The organism is Clostridium lundense DSM 17049, from assembly GCF_000619945.1.
Lineage (GTDB): Bacteria > Bacillota > Clostridia > Clostridiales > Clostridiaceae > Clostridium_AO > Clostridium_AO lundense.
Genome location: NZ_JHVC01000029.1, coordinates 13,088 through 36,716, shown reverse-complemented (window position 1 = coordinate 36,716; position 23,629 = coordinate 13,088). Strand labels below are relative to the sequence as shown.

Genomic DNA, 23,629 nt, shown 5'->3' with positions numbered 1-23,629 from the left:
ATTACTCCTTTGGTTAAGTCTTTATGCAAAAACTTAACATTATGCGGTATTAATCCTCCTTTCGGAGGGCTATCCCCCACTTTGAGGCAGGTTGCCCACGTGTTACTCACCCGTCCGCCGCTAATCCATTCCCGAAGGAACTTCATCGCTCGACTTGCATGTGTTAGGCACGCCGCCAGCGTTCGTCCTGAGCCAGGATCAAACTCTCAATTTAAAAGTTTAATCAAAAATTGTTATAAACTTCGTATTGCTTCGTCATGTTGGCTTACTTCGGTACTCATTTAGATTACTAAATTCCGTTCCTCGCTGCGCCACATTCCTCGCACTACTTGTTCCTACCAATTTTTCTTCTTCTAGCTCATCGCTATTTTAAACAGTTTCCTGTTTGAATTGACTGGTTTCTCTTCTCTGTTTAATTTTCAAAGACCATGTCGCTGCACTAGACAGCTTGTATATATTATCATTTCTGTATTCCCTTGTCAACACATTTTTTTAAACTTATTTTTCATCAACTAATCTGCTGATGTATGTGTTTACTTGGGAACGAGATATATCATACCACGGTAGTTATACTCTATTTCTGATTAAAATCCTGTTAAAATGAATTCACATTAAAATTGCTCCTTATTTCTTGCTTTTTCTTACAATATCTTTTAATGATACACTAGGAAAAGTATTATACGAAAATGCCAATATTATTAACTAAATTGAAAAGCCTCATGGATCTTCATGAGGTTTTTCAACTATTAGTTTATTTAGCATATGCTATATAAAATTAAATCTCCATAATAACAGGAAGTATTAACGGTTTTCTTTTTGTTTTCTTATATAAAAATTCTCCTAAATCACTTCTAACTCTTGTCTTTATTACAGCCCATTCAAATGTATTGTTACTAAGACACTTATCCAATGTATCCTTAACAATGACTTTTGCTTCTCTTAATAACTCTTCTGATTCTTTCATATATACAAAACCTCTTGAGATAATATCTGGTCCTGCAATTACATCAACAGCCTGTTTATCAATTGTTACAACTATTGTTATAATCCCATCTTGGGATAGCTGCTTTCTATCTCTAAGTACTATATTTCCTACATCTCCAACACCTAATCCATCTACCATTATTCTTCCTGAAGGAACTCTCCCAACAATTTGTGCATTTTTAGATGTTATTTGGAATACTTGGCCTATATCTAGAATAAAAATATTAGATTCATTTAAACCTAACTTTTTAGCAATCATAGAATGTGTTCTCAAATGCCTATATTCTCCATGAACAGGAATAAAATACTTTGGATTTAAAAGCTTGTGTATTAATTTTAATTCCTCCTGACATGCATGACCAGAAACATGTACATCTTCTAATGAACTATAAATTACTTTTGCACCCTTTCTACATAATTCATTTATTACATTAGATATGGATTTTTCATTTCCTGGTATAGGAGAGGCTGAAATAATGAATAAATCCCCTTGCTCCACATTAATTTTTCTATGGGTACCTAATGCAATTCTATTAAGTGCAGACATAGGTTCTCCCTGGCTTCCAGTTGTAACAATAGTAACCTTATTTTTAGGATATTTATCAATATCATCTATTTCTATTAATACTTCACTAGGTATATCCAAATAGCCTAGTTCTAATGCAACTTGTGATATTCTCTCCATACTTCTGCCACTAAATGCTATTTTTCTCCCTTGCTTTACTGATGAATTTGCAATCTGCTGAATTCTATGAATATTTGATGCAAATGTAGCAATAATAATTCTACTTTTTGCTCCTGAAAATATATGGTCTAATTTTTCACCTACAGTCTTTTCTGACATAGTATAGCCTGGACGTTCAGCGTTTGTACTATCTGCCATAAGTAATAGTACTCTTTGTTTTCCTAATGCAGCATATCTTTGTAAGTTTATCATTTCTCCATCAATAGGTGTATAATCCACCTTAAAGTCTCCTGTATGAACAATTAATCCTAATGGAGTACGAATTGCTAATGAGCAACTATCTGCTATGCTGTGATTTGTTCTTATAAACTCAACAGATATATTTTCTAATTTTATGACATCTCCGGGTTTTACAACATTTAATTTACAATCTGATAGTATTTTATGTTCTTCTAGCTTACTCTCCACTAACCCCAATGTTAACTTTGTTCCATATACAGGAACATTTAGTTGTTTCAATATATAAGGCAATCCTCCAATGTGGTCTTCATGTCCATGAGTTAAGAAAAAACCTTTTACTTTATCAATATTATTCATTAAATATGTTATATCAGGTATTACAATATCTATACCATACATTTCCTCATCAGGAAACGCTAATCCGCAATCAATTACAATAATTTCATCTCCATATTCAATTGCTGTAATATTCTTGCCAATCTCTCCAAGTCCACCTAAAGGTATTATTTTTACACTTCTTTTAGTTCTCAATAAATCCACTCCTTCTATAACCTTTAAATTTATTTAATAATTGATATATTTTTGTCTATTACTATTTGTATGTATTCTGCCTTAAAGAATCTTGTAACCTTTCCACTGTTTTTAATTTTTCAATAAACTCAAATAAATCATATTAATTTTATTTACCTATATCCTATACACTTATAATTTTATATAAGTATCCTCATTATATATAACAATTTACAAACTAACAAGTTACTTTACATTCTACTATAATTAATTATAAATGGGTCTACTATACATGTACATATGCTATTGAATTTGTATATAAAAAATACATCTCTAAAATTAGAGAAAAGCTTTAAATAATTGAATTTGGAATATAATTACATTATACTATTATGTATTAGCATTACTAAAAAGGATGGTGGTATATTATGAACGAACATAAAGAAATTAAAACTTCATTAGAAATTGCTCTTCTATTTATAATAATTACAAGTATATTTTCACTTCCAAGCAAACTTAGTACATTAATACTTAATAATGTTGGATTTAAAAATGGTATAAACATTTTTATTAGACATAATATTTTATGGATTATTGTTGTATCGATAACCATTATTTTACTAAAAACATATATTAAAGAATCAAATAAAACAGGTTATTTAAACTTATTAGAAAATAAAAATGTTTCTTTAACAACAGGTATATTAGTAGCATTACAAGGATTAATCAATTTATCAAACCTACTACCAGCTTATATTATGAGTATACAATCATCACTTCAACTTCCAAATTCTTTTCAATCAAATATTAAATTAATGCGCGAAAAAATTATAATAATCGATGTAATTTCTATAGCCATGATTTTATGTCAAATATTTTTTGGTGTTTATTTAGCAAAATATCATAAAAGAAAATAAATTAATATTCATTTTTTTATTTCACAAATTATAAAGGTAGTCCATTTGGACTACCTTTATTAATTTTATATAAAGAACCTAATTTACCAAAACCTTAATTAAAATTTTCTAATAAAATTTTTAATTTTACTAATACTATTTATATGTGCTAAATATAAAAAATTAAGGAGGGACTTATGTGAAAAAAACACTTATTGCTTTAACTTTAATTGTATCATCTATTTGTGCTACTTCATGTGCACAACAACCCAAGCAACAAAAGCAACAGGCCATAGGAGGAGTAGAATCTTCAGTTACTAAAATGGGAGATGTTGAAAGAATAAAAATCACTGCTGATACAGCAAATATAAGATCAGGTTGTTCAAACAATACTCCCGTACTTCAAAAATCGAATAAAGATAATACTTATGATGTAGTAAACCAAGTTTCAGATTGGTTTGCAGTAAAACTTCCTGACAATAATATTGGATTTGTTCCTAAAGCACAATGTAAGCCAATAGTAGCTGAGGATAAAAAACCAGGTGCTACACCAGACACTTCAGGAACAACTCCACAGGGAACAACAGCCCCTAAAACACCAACTACTGAAACAACTTCTACTACATTAACTGATTCAGAACAAAAAATGGTGAATCTAGTAAATCAAGCTCGATCTCAGAACAATTTACCACCTTTAACAGTTGATATGCAATTAGCTAATGTGGCTAGAACCAAAGCTCAAGATATGATAGATAATAATTATTTCAGCCATAATTCTCCAAAATATGGCAGCCCATTTGATATGATGAAATCATTTGGTATCAAATTTGTTCAGGCAGGAGAAAATATTGCTGGTAATCAAAGTGTTGAAAATGCTGAAAACGCATTAATGAACTCCCCTGGTCATAGACAGAACATACTAAATCCAAACTATACTCATATAGGTATAGGAATTAAAGCTGGTGGGCCTTATGGAAATATGTTCTCACAAATGTTTATTAGTAAACCTCAATAAAAATATAAAAATTAAGCAGAGAGTATACATATGCTCTCTGCTTAATTTTTTAATATACCTATTCTATTAAATTTAATTCTTGTTTGGCATATAAATATAACTATCACATTTACTTTCATTATGAAGTCTATCTGCAGCAGTAATAGCATAAGTGTAATTTGTATTAATATCTGCTGATAAGTCAGTAAATTCCAAAGCTAGTTGTCCACTACCTCTTCTTACTGTAGATAAAATATTTGCTGGATTTTCAATATCCCCTATTTTATCTCCATTAAATCTATATATTACATAATAAGTAGAATCGTTTTGTTTCTTATCATTCCACTTTATATTTATACCATTTTTCATAGCATTTATATTGCTTATTTTAATAGGTTCAGGTGCCTTATTATCTAACCATGGCATTGTCGGCACAAGAGATTTATAGTTAAAATATTGATTTTTTATTATTGTTGTTTCTCCAAGCTTATTCCCTTTTAAACTATTTAAACTAAAGAAACAGCTACCCTTAACTTCTGGATACATTGAATTAAATCTTAATTGATTAGGTATTTCCTGTGGATTTTTCCAATCTGTCTCCCAGCTACTATTACTTATATGCTTATAATTAGCATGTCCAATATATAATTGACAATTAGTTCCTTTAACTACATTTGCCCACCAATCAGCAAGCTCTCCATATGGCGCTGCATTTTGCCCAAAGCTCCAATAAATTTGAGGAGTAATATAATCTATCCATCCATTTTTAACCCAACTTCTTGTATCTGCATATATATCGTCATAACTTGATGATGATGCCTTAGGTGTATGAGAACCTTCCCCTTTGATACTCTCAGCAGGATGATTATCTAAATGTCCCCATATTCCAAAAGGACTTACGCCAAATTTAACATAAGGTTTTTTAGCTTTAATAGCAACAGAAACTTGTTGAATCAATAAATCAATATTATTTCTTCTCCATGCCTTTATATCTGTAAATTTAGCTCCATATTTTTTGAAAGTAGCCAAATCTTCATTTGAATTGCCAAAAGTATATGTTACTCCGCCTCTACTTACTTTATAAGGATAGAAATAATCATCAAAGTGAACCGCATCTATATCATAATTTTGTACAACCTCCATTATACTATCTTTGATATAGTTTCTAACTGTTGGCTCACCTGGATTTAATAATAATTTACCATCAAATTTCAAAACATATTGAGGATTCTTTCTTGCCCAATTGTTTTTTGATAAAGTTGACAATAATTGTTCCTTTGTCTTTTTAGGCTCATATCCTACGGTTACCCTATATGGATTAAACCAAGCATGAAATTCCATATTTCTTTTATGGGTTTCATCTATCATCCATTTCATTGGATCCCAAAGAGGATCTTTTCCTTGAACTCCTGTTAACCACTCAGACCATGGATTTATATTAGACTTATAAAATGCATCAGCTTTTGGTCTTACCTGAAAGGTAACAGCATTTAAATTTAAAGCCTGAAAGTTATCTAAGACCTTTTTATATTCCGCTTTAAATTGTTCCTGGGTTAACCCTGGCTTTGAAGGAAAATCTAAATTACTTACTGTTGATATCCATGCACTTCTAAACTGTCTTTTCTCATGAACTACCTCTTTAGGAATATAAATTGGCTTTCCATGCAAAAGAATAGAAGTATTAGTTCCAAACTTTAATAAAGGAGCCACTGTATTATCATCTGCCTTTACTTTATTATTAATTGATGATGATGTTAGAAACATGAATAAACATGTCATTGTTATTATTTTTAGTAATTTGTTCTTTTTCAAAATTCATCCCCCTTTATATGTAACTTTATGAATGCTTTATTTACATTGTATTCACACTCTTAAAATAAAATACTAATACGGTAAGTTACGTCATTTTTATAAAAGACATAATGAGTATATAAAAATATTTTTATATACTCTTTATTTTCTATTTATTTAGTTTTCCTTTAATGGTATTCCAATAGTCTAAGTTTTCTAACCCTAGTCTCCATATAGAAACTCCACATAAATTATAATCATTTACAATATCTAATTTATAAGAAATACTTGTACTATTTTCAAACCAAAGAGTATGATATACACCCAAACTGTCTGTATAGTTAAAATAAGGACTTTGTGATGTGGTATCCCATTTGATCTGAGAATAATTTTGGGATACTATATTATAAACTTCATTTATACTATAGGCTTTTCCTTCTGCTTCATTTAATGTCCAATCATATCCGTAGGCTGCCAAACCTAAAACTATTTTATCTCTAGGAATAACACCAACAGCATAGTTAATTACTTTTTGAACCCAGCCTATAGATGCTATGGCCCCAGATGCACCGCCAGTCCAATGCTCATCATAAGTCATTAATATTGCCTTGTCTGTAAATCTTCCAATTTTATCATAGTCATAAGCTCCATTCCATGCATCATTAATATTATCCCATGTCTTTGCAGGAATAGCAACTGTTACTAAAAAACCTTGTGAATGTAATATACTATATAATTCACTCATAAAAGTTGTAAAATAATTTCTATCATAATAGTAAATCCCTTCAAGATCAATATTTACACCTTTATGATTGTTTACCTTTACAACTTCTAGTATATTATTAATAAATCTATGTCTATTATTACTATTCTCAAGTAAAGTTTTAGCAGTATCTCCATTAAAATTGTTAGATACCATAGCATAAGTTGTAATTTTATTGTCATTTGCATAATTTAATTGATTATATGGAACCGTACCTGTTATATTTCCTAAAGAATCTACATTATACGTATCTATAGCAATTTCATCAATTAAACTTGCATAATCCACTAATGATTTATAAGATGAGTTATCTCCAGGATAGTAATAAGTTGAATACCCTAATACAGTTTTCTTACCAAAAAGAATAGCTTGTACTAATTTGTCTGATATAACACTAGTTCCACCTAATATTTTAAATGAAGATACAGAATCCATATTAGATTTAATTAAAGATTGAGCCTTACAGTAAGTTCCACTAGTTAAAACAATTGGCGCAGAATTTTTTGCGGCTGCAGCAGAGCCACATAGTGTATCAGGAAATTTTTCTCCTGAGCCCAAATATACAGTATTAAAATTTAAGTCTTTGAAAAATTCTTTTATAACAGCTATATTTGTTTCATATCTATCAGCTCCGCTTAATCGCTTTACATTGGTAAGTCCTTTTATAACACTATCATATATAACGCTGGTTCCACCAACTACATAATATTTATTTATTCTATTGCTATTTATATATTCTTTTATACTATCTGGTAAATTTGTAGCTGTGGTAAGAAGTATAGGCATTTGTTTAATTCCAGCTATAGAAGCTATAGATAGTGCATCCGGAAAATTATTTCCAGACACTAATACTACTCCATTACTTACTCCAATAGTCTCTGCTACTTTAACGCTAGTTTTATACCTATCCTGCCCAGCTATACGAATAACTTCTAATTTAATATCTTTAAGCTGTTTTTCAATATCTAGTGATATGACACCACTACCACCAACTATAAAAAATTTTTTACTTCCTAGCCTTTGTATTTCTTCCATTACTGCGGGATCCAGTCTTTTACTTGTACTTATTAAAATAGGTGCATCGTATTTCTTTGCAAGCGGTGCTGCACAAATGGCATCTGGAAAATTTTCTCCTGAAACCAAAACCACATTATCTGATTGTATCCATCCGTCCTTAGAAATCTTTACTGAAGTTTCATACCTATTCCCTCCACCCAACCTAATATTAGTTTGAGAAGCATATACTATATGTATTTTTGTAACAAATATAAGTATGAAAAATAAAGGTATACTTATGTGTTTTTTAGTACCTTTCATAATTGCCTCCCTGTCCAATTAAATTTGTTCTATTATAATATACGTAATATATGTAATCCTTTTTAGTCTTTTTAATAGTATATTTATAAATAATTTTGAGAGATTTTTAACTTTCTTTCGTATATATGATTGAAGGTACAGAAAGGAGGACTATGTGTAAATGATTGATGAAACAAACTTTATACAAAAATTAAAAGAAAACGATAAAGATGCTCTTCAATACGTTATTGATAGCTTTGCCCCTTTAACATTTACAATATGCCAAAATATAATAGGAGAATTTGGATCTTTAGAAGATATAGAAGAATGTGTAAGTGATATTTTTATTTTTCTTTGGGAAAATAAGCATAAATATTCACAAGAAAAAAGTAGCTTTAAAACTTGGCTAAGTGTTATTGCAAAATATAAGAGCCTTGATTTCAGAAGAAAGTTAATAAAAAAATCAAATTTTGAAAGTAATGTTGAAGACACTAATTTCATAGCTTCCAATGATATTGAAAATGAACTACTATCCAAAGAATTAAATAGTAAAATTATGCTCCTATTAAACAATTTAAAAACCATAGATAAACAATTATTTATAAAAAGATATTTTTTTAATCAAACAATTGAAGATATGGCAAAAGAATTTAATCTTACAAGACAAGCAGTTGACAATAGATTATACAGAACAAGAAAAATATTAAAAGAAAATTTAATTTACGAAGATAAGGAGGTACTCTAATGAAAGATAAGATATTTCTCGATATTCTAGAAAATTTTAATGAAGATGATCTTAAATCTCTTATTAATGATTTAAATATAGATGAATCTTATGATATTTCTAATGAAAGTTTAAATAGAATAAAAGAAAAGACCTTTGATAAAATAGATAAATCCCCCATACCATCTGAAAAAATCACAGAAAATAAGCCTAAAAGAAGTTTTCTATCTTCAAAGAAAAAAGCTGCTATTGCAGCAACTATATCATTTTTACTTCTTATTCCTTTTTCCAATAAAGCAATTGCAAACATTAAAAAGGTTCTTCAATATATACCAGGAATCAATCAAGTATTAGAAAATGAACCTTCTTCTAATATATATGTTCTAGAAAGTAACATTAAGGTTCCTACTAAAAACGGTTATGTAGAACTTTTGTCAGTGTTAATTGATACTGATAAAAAAATTATACAGGTTTCTGCACGAGGAGAAGAAAAAAATGGTGCTGATGCTCCAAATATGGATGTAGCGTCTTTTACACCAGCTATAAAACTAAATAATGGCAAAACTATCAAACTTAACAATGGTTCTACAGGCTCTGGTGGTGGAGATGGTTCTATGCATTGGCAGTCTGATTTTTCTTCTGATAATAAAAATATTTCTTATACTGATGGTGAAAAAATTGAAGTTGAATTAACTCCTCCTTATAATGAAAAAATAACTATACCTGTAACTTTAAAAAAAGTAAAAGATTATAGTAATTATAAAGAAATGGGTCCAACTTGCAATAATAATGGAATAAGCATTACTGCCATACCAAAATGGGAAAACAACACCTTAAAGGTTAACCTATTAACTCCTAGTAATAATGAATGGTCTGTACAAGAATATGGTAAGGATCCAAACTATACAGATAAAAATTGTTCTTACAAAGGAGTTTTAAATAAAACAATAATGCTAACGGATGATGAGGGAAAATCTTATAAAATTTCTGCCCCTGGTAGCTACTCTCCTCCACTAAGCGAGTTTTACTTTGATGCATCTAAAAGTAATCACACATCCTATAAACTTAATATACCTTATGTTAGGATTAAACATAGTATTAATGTAAAGCATAGCTTTAATATTCCTAAACTTTTGGAAAAGGTTACTTTTCATAATGAGATAATTACTTTAAAAGATGACTATAAAATAAAAATATTATCCTTAGAGAGACCGGCCGAAGATCAACTAATAATTAAAATAGATACAGGATATCATGAAGATAAATCAGATTCTATTTTTAATGTAGAACTAGGAACAGATGATAAATTATTAACCACCTCTGACTATAATGGTTGGAGCAGTGACTACTCTGAAGATAATAAAAACAATGTTATGGGAAATTTAAAAGGTTGGTGTATAAGACTTAATCACCCTAAATCCTCTAAACTTGATCTTTATATAGGATCATTTTATACTATTAAAAAAGGTCCTTGGATTATTCCTATAGATAAAAATAAAATAACAGACAATAAATAACAAACTTTTTCATAACAAAAGCATTAAATTAAATTTTAAGTGCTGTCTCAAAATGAATTTTAAACACAATATATTGAAATTTTAATCTTAAAATCAATATATTGTGTTATTTTTCTGTTTTGAGTCAGCCTTTTTTATTTAATATTTCTCCTTATACAAAAATATATGCTTATCATAATATGCACACACCTACTATTTATGATTCATATTATAATAAAAAAACCATTACTCTACACTTATACTATTGTAAAAAACTTAAATAATTTTAAAATTAAATATATTTATTAAAATATATATGCTCTAAAAGATTGAACTATATTGGAGGAGTTTATATTGTTAAATTGGCTAAAAAAATTCAAACGAATTATTGATAATTATTTTTCTTGTAAAAATATATTGATTTTTACCACATTAGGTATATCGGTTTTTATTTTTATATTAATTTCCAACTTTCATTGGATTTCTAATGATTTTTCTGAAATAAATGTAAAACGTCAAATAGAAGAAATAATACTCACAATTTCACTACTATATTCATTTGTATTTTTATTCTTTTTAAAAAGTTTAACAGAACTTAATAAACTTGTAGCTAAACTAAAGGAAATGTCATTTATTGATGAGCTTACAAAATTGCCAAACAGATGGGGATTTTTTTCTATAGCTAAAAAAGAACTTCATGTATGTGAATTAAGTAATATGCCAACAGCGCTTTTATTTCTAGATGTAAACAAATTCAAACAAATAAATGATAATTTTGGTCATAATGTAGGTGACATTCTGCTTGGTCAGATTTCACAACGTTTTAGGCAGTACTTTCCCAATGATTCTATACTATGCAGACTAGGTGGGGATGAATTTATCATAATGCTACCTGACTATAATAAAAATGACACTGAAAATTTAATTATAGACATTTTACACCTACTGAGCACTCCCTATGATATTGAAAATCAAAGAATATCAGTAAGCTTTAGTATTGGCATAAGTATGTATCCTGAAGATGGCGACACTTTGGAAAAGCTTATAAAAAATGCTGATTCCTCTATGTATTATGTAAAGCAAAGCTCTCAACTAGTGTACAAGTTCTATGATGAAGATGTAAAAAAAACTATAACTGATAAAGAAACATTAGAAAATGATTTAAAAAATGCACTTCGTAATAATGAGTTTATATTAAATTACCAGCCCATTTTAAATATAAAATCAAATAAAGTTGAAGGTGTTGAATCCTTAATTCGTTGGATACATCCTAAAAAAGGTCTAATTTCTCCTTTAGAATTTATACCACTAGCAGAAGAAACTGGTTTAATTAATATAATTGGAGAATGGGTTATAAAAACTGCTTGCGAACAAAATAAAAAATGGCAGAAGAATGGCTATGAACATGTTTGTATATCTGTAAATGTATCTACTGTACAGTTAATGCAAACTAATTTTATTGACACAGTAATGAGGATTTTATCAGAAACTAAACTTGACCCTGAGTATTTAATACTTGAAATTACTGAAAGCACCTTATTAAACAATATAAACAAAATTGCTAAAACATTAAAATCTATACAGGATGAAAAAGTGCAAATAGCTATTGATGACTTTGGAACAGGATATTCCTGTTTGCAGTATTTAAAATTTCTGCCTGTTAATTATTTAAAACTTGACGGTTCTTTCATTAAAAATATTGCTATTAGCGATAAAGACAAGCTTATAATATCATCTGTAATTAATTTAGCTCACAACCTAAATCTATCTGTAGTAGCAGAAGGTGTTGAAAAAGAACATGACTTAGAATACCTTAAATCAGTAAACTGTGATAAAATTCAAGGATATATAATTGAAAAGCCTGTTGCTCCTGAAATAATACAAAGCAAACACCTAATCTCTACAAATAATATAATTTAAAATATTGCTTCATAAAAAATAGGGGCATCTTAGCCCCTATCTAAATTTATTTAATTCCTGTACTCAAATACTGCCTCATTCTCAAGTTCCATTCATTATAAAGTTCATTATTCTCAGTCTTAACCACTTCCAAAAATTCATCCAATACCCCTAAATTATTTAAACCTTTCATCAGATGCCTAGGATAAGTACATTCCCTAGAATAATTATTTTTAGGATCTATTACCATCAAGGATAAATCATTCTTAACATATAAGTCCTTACATCTTATATCAAGCTTACTGAAGTTAAGTTTTTTAAATTCTTTTATAAGTTTGATAATATTACATGATATTTCCCTATTCAATCCATTATTTTTAATATACTTATCTAGACGCTCACCCTCTACACAATCTCTCACAATATAATATGTTCCGTGACAATACACCTTAGGGAAGTATTTGCTCTTTGAGGTTCTCTTTAAAATATTATATTCCTTCTCACACACCTTCCTTTCCCTAAAAATCTTAATCACTTTTTTACCTGGAATTAAATATACTATTCCATTATGTCCACATCCCAAAAATTCTGCTGTTCTAAGCATTTTTTCTGCCCTATCATCCAATTCAATATAATAGCCATCACTTCTATGCATAAATATACCCTTCTTTATTATTGCTATGGAATTCTTTTTATTATCCTTCTATATTGTATGAATATGTTCTAGACTAATTTACTTATTCCACATTAATTTAGAAAAAATTTAAAAATTATTTAAAACCTTTACACTATTAATAATCTAAAAGTTAAATATGTTCTATAATTTAATTAAAAAGCTACGATAATTAAATGAGGTGATTTAATTATGAAAATATTCAACGAATTTATTAATAAATTAACATATAGAACTGAATTAGAAGATGATGTAGATACTCTAAACTCTGATTTTGAAAACAGATTAAAAGAAACCATAGAATTTAAAATGATGCTTGAAAATACAATTATAATGTAATTTATATAATAGAGGTGCTAATATGAATTTAAATCTTGACAAAAATCCATTTAAAACTGAAAAAAGTAAAAACCGATTAAATTTTTTATGGGAAATTGAAGAAGAATTCAATGAAGAATTTAAAAGATTTACAGACAATACAACATCTATTGAACTACATGATTTTTTAGAAAATTATAATTGGGATGATGGATTTGAAATCCCTTATTATATTATTAATCATAAAAATTGTGAGCTTGCTACTGCATTAAATGCATTTTATTTAGCAGAAGGATTAGACATATTTGATGATGATTTTGAAGATAGTTTTGATGAAAACTGGATTTATTTTATAAAATATTTATATAAAAAAATTGTATACGATAAATATTTAGTAAAAACAATTTCATATAAAATCCCATTAACTGATATTTACAAAAAAGAATTAGAAGACACATATTCCTTAGAAAAAGTATTTTTAGAAGATATTTTATTGTAAATGCTTTATAGACCATATGATAAAAAAACATATGGTCTATCTTCTGCCTATATAGCAGGCTTTAAAAAGCCCTTGCCGTTTATTTCTTCTGCTTCTGAAATAGATACTAACGCATTTGTATCTATTTCATCAATTAATTTTTTTACAGCATTTAATTCCTTTGTAGTTAACAAACAATATATTATTTTTTTCTTTTGTCCTGTATACCCTCCCTCTCCATAAAGGTAGGTAGTTCCTCTTCCTATTTTATGCATTATCATATTTGATATTTCATTTTCCTTTTCCGTTACTATCATAACAATTTTCTTATGATCAAAACCTTCTATAACTTTGTCAATTATGATAGCTTTAATATACATTAAAATTATAGTATATAGTGTTAGTTTTAAATTTGTAGCAAATACCCCTAAAAGTACTATAATCACATTTAATGAAAAATATAGTGTGGACATTTTAGCTCCATTTTTATTTCTTATTATAACTGCAATTATATCCAATCCTCCCTGTGAAGCTCTACTCCTAAATACCAATCCCATACCTATGCCACTTATTATACCTCCAAATATAGTTGATATGATTAAATCATCTACTACTAAAAACTCAGATATATTTTTTGTTAAAACCAAAAACAAAGACATAGTGACAGTTCCTACTAAGCTAAAAAATACAAAATCTTTGTCTACTTTTTTTATTCCTAGTATAAATATAGGTAGATTCAATATAAACACCCAATATCCTGATGGTATATTGCTTACATACTGAGCTAAAAGTGATATACCTGCAATCCCTCCGCTTAACAATTTATGTGGAGCAATGAATATATTTATAGCTAATGCATATATTAACCCTCCAAAGCTTACTAAAAAAATTCTTTTCCAAAAATTTTCTCTTTTTATTATAGTTTCAGTACTCATACTTCTCCCTCTTTCACAATTAATAATTCATTAAAAACTGTCCCCATACTTAAACTTTACAGTTCCATGTAAAATTAAAAAAGACTTCTAAACGGAAGTCTTTACAGTATCTAAATTATATACTAGCTGTAAAATATCTAAACTTATAAATACAAAAACATGTAAATATAAAAGTTAAAATAAAATACATCTACAGTTAATATTTTAAACCATTAATACCGCAAATACCCTCCCTCCGAAAGATTGCTTAAAAGTTGTAGGTAGGTCTCCTGACTCTAGCTTCATTCTCCTCTTCCCTTCCCAACATAATGTCAGTGGTCTATCCGATGACTACCCGCTCTAATACTCCCATCTTCTTTAAAGTGGGAGTAAAGAGCGGGTACGTCCCTGGATAACGATTTCTAAAGCTTCAGTGGGAGCAAAAACTCCTTCTGAAGCCAAGAACTCTGTTTATAAGATTTGTCTGCTATTACAGTAGCGGGGGCTGTTGTGGTCTTTCACCACATTCCCTTTTAATTTCTATAAACGAAAACCTATAACTTATTATTTAATTTTGCTTTCAACTTAATTTTATTTCATAGTACCTTATAAAGCAATGTCACTATTTTATGGTTACTGAGTCACATAACTTTTTAAATTCATTAATCTCTGAATATTGACCATTTTCTTTCATTTCATGGTATCTTTTTAATATCTGTAATTTTATAGGATATATATATATTACAGATATTATCAACATTTGAGTAATCCAAATTAGTTAATTCATTTATCTTTTGTAATCTAGCCCTCATAGTATTTCTGTGAATAAAAAGCTCTCCAGATGATTTTTGAATATTCTGATTGTTTTTTAAGTAGACAAATAGTGTCTTATATAATTCTGCATTATTTAACTTATCATATTCCTTTAACTTAATAAGAATTGGATTACAAAAATCTTTATACCCAATATCACCATATACTGATGAAAGTATATCATAAATTTGAATATGAGAATAAAATATAATTGGACTTTTCTCACTTACAACGTCTTTAAATTTCACTGCTTTTACAGCTTGAATATAATATTTTCTACATTCCATTATATCTGAAAACTCTCTACTTACTCCTAGGTATATATTATTTAAAATTAAAAACTTCTTAACCCTTTGTATAAATTCTTCACTAAAATTTGATATATCATTATCATTAATAATAACAATATTATCATTATAGTATACTGAACTTTTAGAAGGAAATAGAGAATTAAACGTGTCTCTAAGATATCCACAACATCTATCAGAAGAATCATATGTTGAAATATCAAATACAAATACTGATAGTTTTTTTCCTAATTTTATATTTGCACTTTTCATTCTTTCATTAACTATATCTCTTCCGCTTAAATTATCTTCAAGAAGATCATAAATAAAATCTTCATACACCACATTTTTTGTATTTCTATAAAACGCATTCTTTTTCATTTCTTCTGCCACTATTTCACTGGTAAGTGTTAGTATTTCCTTGTCCCTCTTTATAATAGGTCTTTTACATTCTAAAAGTATTACATTTCCAACATATTTATCATTTATTTTTATCTTTGAAACTAACTTTAAAATAGGAGACTTCTTACATATAACTTCATAAGGTTCATCAGATTTTCTTCCATCTTGTACACTTTTTATTTTTTTTACTTCTATAATAAAATCATAAGAACAATATCCGTTTTTTATATTGTCAATCCAAATATCATCAGTTATATCCTCAATGTTTGAATAAGCTAGTATCTTATAGCTTAAATCCATTACAATCACTGGATTATTAAGTATTTCTGAAGCTACTTTCACTATATTAGAAAGTCCCTTGCCTACTATATAAGATTTAAACAGAGCTGCTGTATAATGTTCAATTTCAATATCACTAATAAAAAAGTCTCTAGTTAAATTATATATTTCAAAAATATCCTCTGAATCCTTAAGTTCAATAACATTTAAATCCTTTAAAAAAAAGTCATTAATAGATAAGTTATTGTCATTAATAAGAACAAGATTTGTATCTTCAATATCTTTAAATTTTTCCTGAAGCATTGAAGTTTTGCCTATATAAATAATATTTTTTTCAAAAAAAGTCTGATTGTTTGTAAGCATTTTCACGTCTAATAAAAAAAACTCTTCTTTTTTATTTAAATATTGATTTTTAATTTTTTTGGAAAAATACCCACAAAGCCCATTAAAAGTAATACTCATACAAATCACCTACCATAATTGTAGTGCATAGCGCACAGCAAAGTCAATTATTTTTGTCTCTATTGAATGTATTAACTATACCTTTAATACAATATACTTAAGTTGGAGGTGGTAAATTAATGAAATATGAAAAACTTTTTTCAAAAGGCCACATAGGTAATCTTCAAATCAAAAATAGAATAGTTATGCCTGCTATGGGTACATCTCTTGCTGCCTCAACTGGAGAAGCATCTGATGAAATAATAAGATATTATGAAGAAAGAGCTAAAGGCGGATGTGGTCTTATTATTACAGAGATAACAAGAATTGATAATGAGACAGGAATTGGTACACCAAATCAGCTTTGCGCAACAGATCTTAAACATATACCAAGGCTTGAAAAACTAGCAAAAGCAGTGCATAGATATGATACAAAAATATTTCTCCAACTGCACCATCCAGGAAGACAAAATCACAGTAACTTAATTGGTGGAAAACAAATTACTGCGCCAAGCCCTGTTATGTCATCGGCTATTGGTGAAATGCCTAGAGAATTAACCACTGATGAAGTCCAATCTCTTGTTAAAAAATTTGTTTTTGGAGCTTACATTGCTAAAACAGCTGGAATTGATGGTGTTGAACTTCATGCTGCTCACGGGTATCTTATTGGTCAATTTATGAGTCCTCTCACCAATCTTAGAGAGGATAAATATGGTGGAAATTTTCAAAGCAGAATGAGATTTATCACTGAAATAATTATGGGAATAAAACATATATGCGGAAACAATTTTCCAATATCCGTTAGAATAGATGGAAATGAGTTTGTTCCAGGAGGATTTACTCTTGATGATGCAATTGAGGCATCAAAATATCTTGAAAAATTAGGTATAGCTGCACTAAATGTAAGTTCGGGTACTTATGAATCTGTAAATACAATAATAGAACCTATATCATACCCTCAAGGCTGGAAGAAGCATCTTGCACAGGGAATAAAAAATGCAGTACACATTCCTATAATTGCCTGTGATGTTATAAGAAAACCTGATTTTGCGGAAAGTCTTATAGAAGAAGAAAATGTAGATTTTGTTGCAACAGGAAGACAATTTCTTGCAGATCCAGAGTGGCCTAAAAAAGCTATGGAAGGAAGAGAAATGGAGATCAGACCTTGTATTTCCTGTCTCTACTGTATACAAGAACTGATGGAATGTAAAACCTCAAAGTGTGCAGTAAATGCACGAATGGGAAGAGAATTAGAATTTGATGATTTTAAAAAAGATGGTAATGGTAGAGTAGTATCTATTATAGGAGGCGGTCCTGCTGGAATGGAAGCTGCCAGAGTTCTAGCAATAAGAGGATTTAAACCTATATTATTTGAAAAGAAAAATGTATTAGGTGGAAGTGTCTATCTTGGAAGTAAACCACCTCTTAAAGAAAAACTAAATTGGTTTATAGATAATCTTGTTTATCAATTAAAAGAGCTTAATGTAGATATTAGACTTAATACTGAACCAACTATGAAAGATTTAATAAAACTAAATCCCTATGCAGTATTTGTTGCTACTGGTGCTTCTCCTATAATTCCAAAGATTAAAGGGGTAGAAGGTAAAAATGTATGTACAGTTATTGATATATTAGACGGTACTGTTGTTTTAAAAGATAAAGATGTTACTATTATAGGTTCTGGAATGACTGGGCTTGAAACTGCTGAATATATTGCTGTAGGTAAAAATAAAGTTTCTGTTATAGAAATGCAAAACAAAATAGGTCCTGATGCATATCTTCCAAATCTTATTGATGTAACTACTAGACTTAAAAAATATAATGTAGAAATGCTTCCATCTATGAAACTTATTGAAATATCTGACGGAGAAATAGTTCTTCAAAATACAAAGGATAATTCTACTTTAAGGAAGAAAACTGATGCTGTAGTTTTATCCATTGGAATTAAACAAGACACCTCATTTATTGAAGAAATAGAAAAGAATTTCTCTATAGTACATGTACTTGGGGATGCTAATAAATCAGGAAGAATTGGTCAAGCAATTCAAACCGGATTTGAAAAAGCTTATTTTTTAGAGTAAAAATATTAATTAAAAATGGAAGGAGTTTAATCTATGGGAAGTTTTCTAAAAAATATTAATGACATTATGAAATATGGCAGCAAACCTACAACATTTTACGATGCTGAAATGCTTACAATTTATTGGGAAACAAAACCTGAACTTATTAAGCGTATACTTCCACCACCTTTAAAGCCAGCTAAAAGACCTTTAGTTCATGCTTTTATAGCAAACTATCCTAAAACAAATTTCTGTCCACCATACAAAGAAGCCGGTTTATTTATACTGGCAGATTATAATGGAGAACTTGGAACTTACTGCTTATCCATGCCTATAACTGATGGCATAGGTATGGCACTTGGTAGAGAATTTTGTGGACTTCCAAAGAAGATGGCAGATATAGACTTTAAAAAAGATAAAACCTTTGTTGAAGGAACTGTAGGTCGCCATGGTATAGACTTCTTTAATGTAAAAGTAAATCTTAATGGTAAACTTAATGATGAAAATGCTGAAAAAATACTTGCTGAAAATTATGGTAAAGGCTTACCAATGTTTAATATAAAATATTCAAAAGCAATAGATGGCAGTGGTTTTGATTTAAAACCTACTCTTGTAAAACAAAGTATAAATATGGACACAACTGTACTTCAAGCTGGGGAAGTAGAGATAACTTTAAAGGACTCCCCTCATGATCCATGGGCAGAATTAGAAGTAGTAAAAATGTTAGGCGGAATTTATACGGTAAGTACAAATGTACTACTTAAAGGAACTATTTTGGAGGAAATAAATCCAATGTCATTTATACCTTATTCATATTTAAGATGGGATTGGTGGGAAGATACTTTAGATTAACAATAAGTCAAAATTTAAATAAAATTATATTAGGAGGATTCTTATATGAGTAATTTATTTAATTTAACTGGTAAGGTTGCAATTGTAACTGGAGCTTCTAGCGGAATAGGTATTCAAATTGCTAAAGCATTTGCTGAACAAGGAGCAGATGTAGCATTACTTGCAAGAAGAATTGATAGACTTGAAAATGTAGCTAAGGAAATCGAAGCTATGGGTAGAAAAGCTCTCCCTATAAAATGTGATGTTACAAAAGAAGATGATGCAAAATCAGCTGTAGATACTGTTATAGCGAAGTTTGGAAAGATAGATATTCTAATGAACAATGCAGGTGTAGCTTCAGTAGGTTCAGTTGAAAACATAGATATGGCTGAATGGGATAGAGTTATAGATACAAATTTAAAAGGTACCTTCTTAATGTCAAAGTATGTTGTAAAACATATGAAAGATAGAGGATACGGAAAAATTATTAATACTGCTTCCATTTGTGGATTCGTAGGAAGTAAGAATGTTCCACTTCATGCTTATAATGCTTCAAAAGGTGCAGTAGTAAACTTGACAAGAGGTATGGGTACATCCTTAATAAAATATGGTATAACAGTAAATGCAATTGGCCCAAGCCTTTTCGAAAGTGAAATGACTAAAAATTCATTGTTCCAAGAAGATAAATTAAAGCTTTACAACATGGTATGCCCAGCAGGAAGGCCAGGAAATCCCGGAGAATTAAATGGTGCAGCTATTTACTTTGCATCAGATGCTTCCAGCTATACTACAGGTCAAATATTATGTGTAGATGGTGGTTGGACAGCAGTATAAACTTTCAGTTATTTTCAAATTATGGATAACTCAATGAGCATATATATTTGCTTTATACAAATCTATATACGATCACTAACTTTTTCAATATTTAAAGAGCCAACCTTCATAGTTGGCTCCCTTTACAATTATTAATTTACTCATTAATCAAACTAGAGGCCACTGAAGATATTTCTTCTTCTTTTGCTGTAGTTTCCTCTACTATAGCAGACATGTTATCTATGGCTTCTCTTAATTTTTCACTTTTTCTTTTTAATATTTCTGACACTTTAGAAATACTCTTTATCATATTATTCATATCACTTTGTTCTTTAATAGTAGCAGAAGCAGTTCTACTACTCTCTTCAGCTAGCTTTCTAACTTCTGAAGCAACAACTGCAAATCCTTTTCCAGCCTCACCAGCACGAGCTGCCTCAATAGATGCATTTAAAGAAAGTAAATTTGTTTGAGATGCTATGCCTACTATCTTATTGGAAGATTCATTAAATATCTTTATCTTTTCTTCCATTTCTATAATATTCTCTTCTAAAATTTTTGCTGTATCATTTAATTCTTCTGTTTCAGAAGCAATCTTATTTATAGTAATAACATTTTCTGTATTTCCGTCAGCTATTTCTTGTATAGACTCTATTATTTGATTTACATTTTCTTTAAGATCCTCTGCCTCTCTTATCTTTTGTTCATTTAACTTATTAACTTCTTCTAAAGCTTTTCTCACTTCTTCATTTTTACTTTCTACATTTTTCTTTTCATTTTTTAAAATGCGTTTATTATAATCAATACAATTTTCTTTTACATTTAAGTCGTTATATATAGCCTTTGCCATATTATTGCAATTTACATAACCACAAGCAGCACAATCTATGCTTCTTGAGTTTTGTGTATATTTCAGCATATCTTTAAATATTTCCTCATATTTGGCATTAGAAGGTTCTTTCACTTTTTCTTTACTTTTAACTTTATAATCTCTTAAAAAGTCTTTTAAATTTAATTCTTTATCAAACTTTTTATGAATTTTTGATATTTCTTTTTTATTTTTTTCCTTTTTTATATTATTAAATTTCACATCAATATCATCTATAAATACTCTTTCCTTAATTGAGCCTGTACCAATATTACAACCAAACTCACAATTCAGAGCATCTATTACATTAGGCACTTGTAAATTTTTCTTTACTCTTTCCCCATATTCATCTAAATAATCATATACAACTTCTTGTCCTTCTATTTGCCTTACCCATAAATTTTCATCATAGGCTTGAATATTTTCTTTAAGACCCCCAGGTCTACTAAACAAAAATCCTAATCCATTATCACTGTTAAAATTTACTTCTTCATATTTGCTTAGATCTATATTATTATTGATTATATAGGCTAATAATTTTTTAAAAGTTACATTATAATTTACGAAACCATGGGAAGTTTCATTCATGATTTCATCTTTTTTGGCTATGCAAGGAGATAAAAATGCCAAACTGCTATCTTCTTTTAAATACTTTTTTATATATATTGCAGAACAAAGTAAAGGACTTTGAACTTTACATAAACTATTTAATAAATCTAAGTTGTTTTTTTCTATATAGTTTACAATAGCGGGGCACGGTTGAGCTATGATAGAATTTATATTATTTTCTTTTATGTATTTCAAATAAGCCCAAACAGTTATATCTGCTCCAAAAGATACATCATAAAAAAACTTTACTCCTAAGCTTTTTAAATATCCAAAAAGTTTTTTATAATTGGCAGAATTAACTCTTATAGCTGGTGCTGCCAAAACAGATATTTTTTTACCATTTTTTAAGTCATTAAAAAATTTTTCTGTATCGTCAATATAATCTCTACAATTATGTTCACAAACTTCTATACATTTACCACAATGAATGCATTTGTCTGGATTTATTTTTACTTTGTTTTCTCCATCCTTTATATAAGCAGTATTTGCATCAAAAATAGGACAGTATCTTATACATTGATTACACCCAACACAAGTTTTCTCATCTGTAATTATTAATGCTTTTTCTTCCATTGCAAGCCACCTCATAATTTATTAGTGTATCTCCATATTTTGCCTCATCATCTACATCTATGAAAATTTCACCCCATAGTTGACATCCAACTTAATATAAAAAGGCTATAACTAAATCATAGTTGTAAACGTATTCCCACCTATTAATTATATTCGTAAAATCAGTTTTTTTCAATCATTTTGTCGAATAAAGTGTTTCCTAGCTTCCAATAGTATTCATTAGATAAAATTTAAAATTTATATATATTGTATAAATTTATATACAAAAACACCCTTAGCGCTGTTTTGATATGCTTAGGGTGTTTTTTATCATTGTTTATATTTTTACACTTACTTAATTACTACTTCAATCTTAGCCCATTTTTTCTCTATAGGTATTATGTCACTGCCAAATTCTAGTTCAACTGCATGTTTAAAAATTGGTCCGTCATACACTATTGTGTGATATTCGCCATTTTCACCACATACATCTGCACCAACCTCTTCAATTTCTCTCATTAATGAATAACTTAAGTCCTTACCTAAAAAACTAACAGGAAGCATTGTTGTATTAACTACTACTATTTTTGCTTTAAATCCCAAATCTAAAAATTCTTTTACAATTTCCTTTCTATTTCTTTGCCACAATGGTAAAACGGCTTTCATGAGAACTTTTTCACATACCTTATCTTCCCACTCCTTATGTTCCTCTAAATCAATGTCGCCAAAAATACCATACTCCATACCTTCTTCCTTAAAGGATTTAAGGTTAGAAATAAATACTTTTTCATAATCATCAAACAATGCTTTTCCAAGTAAATTCTCAATTTCAATTGCATCCGCTTGAGCTTTTATAATATCTTCTCTTAATCTATGTGCTGAAGTTATATCATTTTCTATACTAAACATTGTAAACAACTTCTTGGGAGTATATCCCTGTTCTATAGCTTTATACAAAGCAAGACATGAATCTTTTCCTCCACTCCATGAAACAAAGCAATTCTTATTCATCTAAA

The 23,629-nt window shown here is 28.9% G+C and carries 18 protein-coding genes, 1 rRNA gene and 1 riboswitch; of the genes, 10 read left to right on the top strand and 9 right to left on the bottom strand.

Going from position 1 to position 23,629, the window contains the following annotated elements:
- Together T514_RS0120620 and T514_RS0120615 are read right to left on the bottom strand one after the other, a co-directional pair.
- A 16S ribosomal RNA gene (locus T514_RS0120620) occupies positions 1-214 on the bottom strand; the annotation flags it as partial.
- Between the two features lie 561 nt (positions 215-775).
- Complete coding sequence (locus T514_RS0120615; protein WP_027626452.1) at positions 776-2,440, bottom strand: ribonuclease J; 1,665 nt, start codon at positions 2,438-2,440, stop codon at positions 776-778.
- A 407-nt stretch (positions 2,441-2,847) separates the two neighbouring features.
- Here T514_RS0120615 and T514_RS0120610 point away from each other — a divergent pair, with 407 nt between their 5' ends.
- Entirely contained in the window at positions 2,848-3,336 is a 489-nt protein-coding gene (locus T514_RS0120610; RefSeq protein WP_027626451.1) for a hypothetical protein, read from the top strand.
- Between the two features lie 178 nt (positions 3,337-3,514).
- Positions 3,515-4,330: a CAP domain-containing protein gene (locus T514_RS0120605; protein WP_027626450.1), complete on the top strand. Its 816-nt coding sequence runs from the start codon at positions 3,515-3,517 to the stop codon at positions 4,328-4,330.
- Between the two features lie 72 nt (positions 4,331-4,402).
- Here T514_RS0120605 and T514_RS25220 read toward each other — a convergent pair whose 3' ends face one another.
- Positions 4,403-6,121, bottom strand: a complete 1,719-nt coding sequence (locus tag T514_RS25220) for a glycoside hydrolase family 10-like protein (RefSeq protein ID WP_051542223.1) — start codon at positions 6,119-6,121, stop codon at positions 4,403-4,405.
- Between the two features lie 148 nt (positions 6,122-6,269).
- Positions 6,270-8,180: a cell wall-binding repeat-containing protein gene (locus tag T514_RS0120595; protein ID WP_027626449.1), complete on the bottom strand. Its 1,911-nt coding sequence runs from the start codon at positions 8,178-8,180 to the stop codon at positions 6,270-6,272.
- Positions 8,181-8,340: 160 nt separating this feature from the next.
- On the opposite strand from T514_RS0120595, the gene T514_RS0120590 reads away from it, so the two are divergent.
- From T514_RS0120590 to T514_RS25215, 3 genes are all read left to right on the top strand, one after another.
- Entirely contained in the window at positions 8,341-8,904 is a 564-nt protein-coding gene (locus T514_RS0120590) for a sigma-70 family RNA polymerase sigma factor (protein WP_027626448.1), read from the top strand.
- A complete protein-coding gene (locus T514_RS0120585) occupies positions 8,904-10,400 on the top strand; it encodes a hypothetical protein (protein WP_027626447.1) in 1,497 nt (498 codons plus the stop codon). The genes T514_RS0120590 and T514_RS0120585 overlap by 1 nt, the downstream gene beginning before the upstream one ends.
- 333 nt (positions 10,401-10,733) lie before the next feature.
- The gene (locus tag T514_RS25215; RefSeq protein ID WP_051542221.1) at positions 10,734-12,299 is read left to right on the top strand and encodes a putative bifunctional diguanylate cyclase/phosphodiesterase; all 1,566 of its coding nucleotides are present in this window, start codon (positions 10,734-10,736) and stop codon (positions 12,297-12,299) included.
- A gap of 46 nt (positions 12,300-12,345) precedes the next feature.
- Here the strand turns inward: T514_RS25215 and T514_RS0120575 are convergent, their stop codons facing one another.
- On the bottom strand, positions 12,346-12,933 hold the full coding sequence (locus T514_RS0120575) for a protein kinase (RefSeq protein WP_027626446.1): 588 nt from the start codon (positions 12,931-12,933) through the stop codon (positions 12,346-12,348).
- Positions 12,934-13,143: 210 nt separating this feature from the next.
- On the opposite strand from T514_RS0120575, the gene T514_RS26815 reads away from it, so the two are divergent.
- Both T514_RS26815 and T514_RS25930 read left to right on the top strand, forming a co-directional pair.
- Positions 13,144-13,290, top strand: coding sequence for a hypothetical protein (locus tag T514_RS26815; protein WP_156940041.1), 147 nt, complete (start codon positions 13,144-13,146; stop codon positions 13,288-13,290).
- A gap of 22 nt (positions 13,291-13,312) precedes the next feature.
- A complete protein-coding gene (locus tag T514_RS25930; RefSeq protein ID WP_051542219.1) occupies positions 13,313-13,768 on the top strand; it encodes a DUF4274 domain-containing protein in 456 nt (151 codons plus the stop codon).
- A 47-nt stretch (positions 13,769-13,815) separates the two neighbouring features.
- On the opposite strand, the gene T514_RS0120560 is transcribed toward T514_RS25930, so the two are convergent.
- Both T514_RS0120560 and T514_RS0120550 read right to left on the bottom strand, forming a co-directional pair.
- Entirely contained in the window at positions 13,816-14,682 is an 867-nt protein-coding gene (locus tag T514_RS0120560) for a YitT family protein (protein ID WP_027626445.1), read from the bottom strand.
- Between the two features lie 242 nt (positions 14,683-14,924).
- Positions 14,925-15,234, bottom strand: a riboswitch (cobalamin riboswitch).
- Positions 15,235-15,356: 122 nt separating this feature from the next.
- Positions 15,357-16,904, bottom strand: coding sequence for a PucR family transcriptional regulator (locus T514_RS0120550; protein ID WP_027626444.1), 1,548 nt, complete (start codon positions 16,902-16,904; stop codon positions 15,357-15,359).
- 119 nt (positions 16,905-17,023) lie between these two features.
- Between T514_RS0120550 and T514_RS0120545 the strand changes: the two genes are divergently transcribed.
- Genes T514_RS0120545 through T514_RS0120535 form a run of 3 tightly spaced genes read left to right on the top strand, consistent with a single transcriptional unit; the run spans position 17,024 to position 20,608 of the window.
- Positions 17,024-18,964, top strand: coding sequence for an NAD(P)/FAD-dependent oxidoreductase (locus tag T514_RS0120545; RefSeq protein ID WP_027626443.1), 1,941 nt, complete (start codon positions 17,024-17,026; stop codon positions 18,962-18,964).
- Between the two features lie 33 nt (positions 18,965-18,997).
- Positions 18,998-19,795: an acetoacetate decarboxylase family protein gene (locus tag T514_RS0120540; protein ID WP_051542217.1), complete on the top strand. Its 798-nt coding sequence runs from the start codon at positions 18,998-19,000 to the stop codon at positions 19,793-19,795.
- Positions 19,796-19,840: 45 nt separating this feature from the next.
- Positions 19,841-20,608, top strand: a complete 768-nt coding sequence (locus tag T514_RS0120535; protein ID WP_027626441.1) for an SDR family NAD(P)-dependent oxidoreductase — start codon at positions 19,841-19,843, stop codon at positions 20,606-20,608.
- Between the two features lie 136 nt (positions 20,609-20,744).
- On the opposite strand, the gene T514_RS0120530 is transcribed toward T514_RS0120535, so the two are convergent.
- Both T514_RS0120530 and T514_RS0120525 read right to left on the bottom strand, forming a co-directional pair.
- A complete protein-coding gene (locus tag T514_RS0120530; protein WP_027626440.1) occupies positions 20,745-22,634 on the bottom strand; it encodes a [Fe-Fe] hydrogenase large subunit C-terminal domain-containing protein in 1,890 nt (629 codons plus the stop codon).
- Positions 22,635-22,964: 330 nt separating this feature from the next.
- Positions 22,965-23,624, bottom strand: a complete 660-nt coding sequence (locus T514_RS0120525) for a Dph6-related ATP pyrophosphatase (RefSeq protein ID WP_027626439.1) — start codon at positions 23,622-23,624, stop codon at positions 22,965-22,967.
- Between the last annotated feature and the right edge of the window lie 5 nt (positions 23,625-23,629).

Excerpts from the sequence above, each read along its gene's own strand:
- T514_RS0120610 (WP_027626451.1), top strand. The coding sequence starts at position 2,848 with ATGAACGAACATAAAGAAATTAAAACTTCATTAGAAATTGCTCTTCTA.
- T514_RS0120595 (WP_027626449.1), bottom strand. The coding sequence starts at position 8,180 with ATGAAAGGTACTAAAAAACACATAAGTATACCTTTATTTTTCATACTT.
- T514_RS0120590 (WP_027626448.1), top strand. The coding sequence starts at position 8,341 with ATGATTGATGAAACAAACTTTATACAAAAATTAAAAGAAAACGATAAA.
- T514_RS0120585 (WP_027626447.1), top strand. The coding sequence starts at position 8,904 with ATGAAAGATAAGATATTTCTCGATATTCTAGAAAATTTTAATGAAGAT.
- T514_RS0120575 (WP_027626446.1), bottom strand. The coding sequence starts at position 12,933 with ATGCATAGAAGTGATGGCTATTATATTGAATTGGATGATAGGGCAGAA.
- T514_RS26815 (WP_156940041.1), top strand. The coding sequence starts at position 13,144 with ATGAAAATATTCAACGAATTTATTAATAAATTAACATATAGAACTGAA.
- T514_RS25930 (WP_051542219.1), top strand. The coding sequence starts at position 13,313 with ATGAATTTAAATCTTGACAAAAATCCATTTAAAACTGAAAAAAGTAAA.
- T514_RS0120560 (WP_027626445.1), bottom strand. The coding sequence starts at position 14,682 with ATGAGTACTGAAACTATAATAAAAAGAGAAAATTTTTGGAAAAGAATT.
- T514_RS0120550 (WP_027626444.1), bottom strand. The coding sequence starts at position 16,904 with ATGAGTATTACTTTTAATGGGCTTTGTGGGTATTTTTCCAAAAAAATT.
- T514_RS0120545 (WP_027626443.1), top strand. The coding sequence starts at position 17,024 with ATGAAATATGAAAAACTTTTTTCAAAAGGCCACATAGGTAATCTTCAA.
- T514_RS0120540 (WP_051542217.1), top strand. The coding sequence starts at position 18,998 with ATGGGAAGTTTTCTAAAAAATATTAATGACATTATGAAATATGGCAGC.
- T514_RS0120535 (WP_027626441.1), top strand. The coding sequence starts at position 19,841 with ATGAGTAATTTATTTAATTTAACTGGTAAGGTTGCAATTGTAACTGGA.
- T514_RS0120530 (WP_027626440.1), bottom strand. The coding sequence starts at position 22,634 with ATGGAAGAAAAAGCATTAATAATTACAGATGAGAAAACTTGTGTTGGG.
- T514_RS0120525 (WP_027626439.1), bottom strand. The coding sequence starts at position 23,624 with ATGAATAAGAATTGCTTTGTTTCATGGAGTGGAGGAAAAGATTCATGT.